Genomic DNA, 3,195 nt, shown 5'->3' on the forward strand with positions numbered 1-3,195 from the left:
TTTTATTTTAACTACCCTGACTTTTCCTGATTTTTTTTCTGTTATCTAGATTTTGGAATAGTTTAATTGTTGTTTTTATCCTGCAGATAATCACTTCTTTACTCATTTATAAAAATAATTTTCAGCCATGCCATACATAGCTCTGCAAACTAAATTTTATCTAAAAAGTAGAGAATTAACAGACTAAAAAAAAAGGAGTATTGTAGCGGATTATATATTGTAGGTATGGAGCTGTTAATAGATAATTTATTACTGATTGAGCAGCCAAATATATTGCCATACTCATACGGAAAAATTGACAATTATTAAACTTAGGAAAAAATCTTTTCTTTGAGTAAGTAAACACCTGATTTTTTATCCATTGTCGTTCTTAGTATGAAAAGTGAAAATTATTAATAACAACAAACATTCAAGCGTAAAAGAGAACAAAAATGAATTTACAAAGATTTCTGGCAGCACCAGTTGCCTTCGGATTGACGCTCGGTACTTTCTATGTACTAAATTTACCTGCATATGCAAAAACTGTAAATGTTACCGTTCCTAAAACAGCTGTTGCCATAGCTTTTAACACAGCTTTTAGTTCAACTAAAGTTCATCTTGACAACTATGGAAAAAAGCATGGTAGTAGCTGGCATCAAGATTCTAGCTATGTACTATTGCCCAATGGAGCCAAAGAATCATTCTTGATTCCCGAGTACAAACATAAAGTTACCAAATTTCGCCAGTTGAAATATTACATTGATAATATGAATACCTCATCTATCCAAGCCACTATTAATGGTAGTCGAATTCAAGCAACTGCAAGGTTTGAAAGCCAAGGAGAGGAAATTAAAGCAAAATGTGTCCGCAGAAGGTTTGGAAAATGGGGTGAGTGCAAATTAAAAATGGAACGCGATATCCATTTGAACAACTCAATCCTTTCAATGTCTTTGATACCTGTTGCTTATAATGGGTCTATTTCATACGCAAATCCCAAAGTAGACTTTAAGACTGATTTACGAATTCCTAATAAGCTATGCCAAGCTTTTAAGGGTATCTGTAGTCGTATCCAAAATAAGATTAAGGGTGAATTAACCAAAAATATTGAAACACAACTTGCCAATGGTCTGAATAATCCCAAAGTAAAAGACAAGGTAGCAAATTCTGTTAAAAAATCACTCGCTAGCCGTTTAGGTCAATACAAAAACTGGAAAATAACTAAAGTTTCTAGCAATGGCAACAACTTTATCTTAAATTTGAGAAATTAGATTTTTTGGTAGTAATTCTAATATCAACTCAAGAAAAATATGACACAAATAAATTTTTTGTAGGGGTTTAACACTGATAAATTTTTACCCACAGATTTGTATTTCTCAGGACTTACGCAAATGAATTATAGTCTTTGCGTAATTCCTATTTATATTAAAGTCAAATTTTATGATTAACAACTTCTAGGATGATATTTTTCTAGAATTTATCTGCCAAATATACTGCCATACTAATATCCGGAAAAATTTACAATTATTCAACTGAGAAATCAAGTTTTTATCAGGAAAGTAAACACCTGATTTTTCCTCCATTGTCGTTGTTGGTCTGAAAGAGGCATGATTAATTCATAAGTTTAGTTTGAGAGCTATAGCACTCCAATTTAAGTCGTGAAAACCTAAGAGGCTCAAGCTTTTGACAGCAAAGTTTCTAGCCTCAAAAATATTACAACCATAAGGGGGTTGGTAAGGGGGTGCTGGTTTCCCCACTCCTCCACAGGGTGGGGCGGAAAGCACCCCCTTACATAAATAAATGTTGATCCGCTATCTAGGATTGCTATAGGCCCATCAAATTAACTAACAAAGTCGAATTGATGTGGGAGAAATTTCAATGGCTTATATTCAAGGCACTCCAGGTAACGATTTTCTACCGGGTACTTATTTCGGGGATATTATCGAGGGTTACGCTGGCAATGACACAATGCGGGGCGCAGATAATAGCGACACAATGTATGGTGGTAATGACAATGATGATCTGTTTGGTGAATATGGTAACGACTTTCTATACGGTGACTCTGGCCGCGACTACCTCAATGGGGGTGTAGGTGACGATTATCTTTGGGGAGGATCTGGTCGTGATACTATTGATGGTGGTAGTGGTAATGACGTGATGCGGGGTGGCACTGGCTACGATACTTATGTAGTTAGTTCTCCGAACGATCAAGTCATTGAGTATAGTGGCGAAGGACTTGACATCGTTGTTAGTAATATCAATGGCTATACTTTGGGTGCAAATGTAGAAAGTCTTCTCCTCGGAAACACAATTTCTGATGGTACAGGTAATAGTCTCAATAATCGTCTTTACGGTAACGATGCCAACAACAACCTAAGTGGAGTTGGAGGAGCGGATGAATTAGTCGGTAATGGTGGTGCAGACGCTCTTAATGGTGGTTCAGGCAGTGATACACTCACTGGTGGTGCTGATTTTGATGTTTTAACTGGAGGTAGTGGTGCTGACTATTTTAAATATGTCAGTCTATCTGACGCTCCTACAAATTACATTTTCTTTCCTGAGACTATTAATGATTTTCAACCCGGAATTGACAAGATAGATTTATCAGCAATTGATTCTCATCTCGGTAGTTCAGGAAATCAAGCATTTTCGTTTATTGGTACAAGTGATTTTGGAAGTGGTTCTCGTGCAGTTCAAGGTCAAGTTCGATACGAAAATACTGGTGGAGCTGTGCTGGTTCAAGTCGATGTTTATGGTGATGGTGACTTTACTTCTGACCTAGACATTATGTTGCTCAGTACCACATCTGTTAGTGCCAGTGATTTCATCTTGTAAGTAATGATAAAACCGAGTAGCTGAGACTTTCATAATCACTACTTCTACTTATTTGGCATCAGTATAAACCTAACAAAACAAAGATTAAATATTAGGAGGTAACACAAAATGACAGTCATTTATGGAACCCGTGGAGATGATAATTTACAAGGATTTAGTGGCCCTCATTGGTCTTTAGTAAATGGTCAGTTAGTTTATTATCCGAATGGCAACGACACCATTTATGGTCAGGGTGGTGATGATATATTGCAAGGTAAAGGCGGAAATGACGACATCTTTGGAGGTAGTGGGAATGATTTTCTCGGAGGAGGAAATGGAAGGGATGAACTCTATGGAGAATTTGATGACGATAGCATCAAAGGAGGAAGTGGTCGTGACTCTATG

At 36.6% G+C, this 3,195-nt stretch carries 3 protein-coding genes; all 3 read left to right on the forward strand.

The genetic code is table 11. The features are described 5' to 3' along the window. Positions 1-431 precede the first annotated feature (431 nt). Positions 432-1,247 carry a hypothetical protein gene (locus F6K13_RS25295; protein ID WP_124147154.1) on the forward strand — a complete coding sequence of 272 codons (816 nt, stop codon included), beginning with the start codon at positions 432-434 and terminating at the stop codon, positions 1,245-1,247. Positions 1,248-1,839: 592 nt separating this feature from the next. Beyond that, positions 1,840-2,811: a calcium-binding protein gene (locus F6K13_RS25300; RefSeq protein WP_287288744.1), complete on the forward strand. Its 972-nt coding sequence runs from the start codon at positions 1,840-1,842 to the stop codon at positions 2,809-2,811. Positions 2,812-2,919: 108 nt separating this feature from the next. Next, the coding region (locus tag F6K13_RS25305) for a calcium-binding protein (RefSeq protein ID WP_375340682.1) at positions 2,920-3,195 on the forward strand (276 nt) is incomplete at its 3' end.

The sequence above is a fragment of the Okeania sp. SIO2B9 genome (genome assembly GCF_010672505.1).
Lineage (GTDB): Bacteria > Cyanobacteriota > Cyanobacteriia > Cyanobacteriales > Microcoleaceae > Okeania > Okeania hirsuta.

Excerpts from the sequence above, each read along its gene's own strand:
- F6K13_RS25295 (WP_124147154.1), top strand. The coding sequence starts at position 432 with ATGAATTTACAAAGATTTCTGGCAGCACCAGTTGCCTTCGGATTGACG.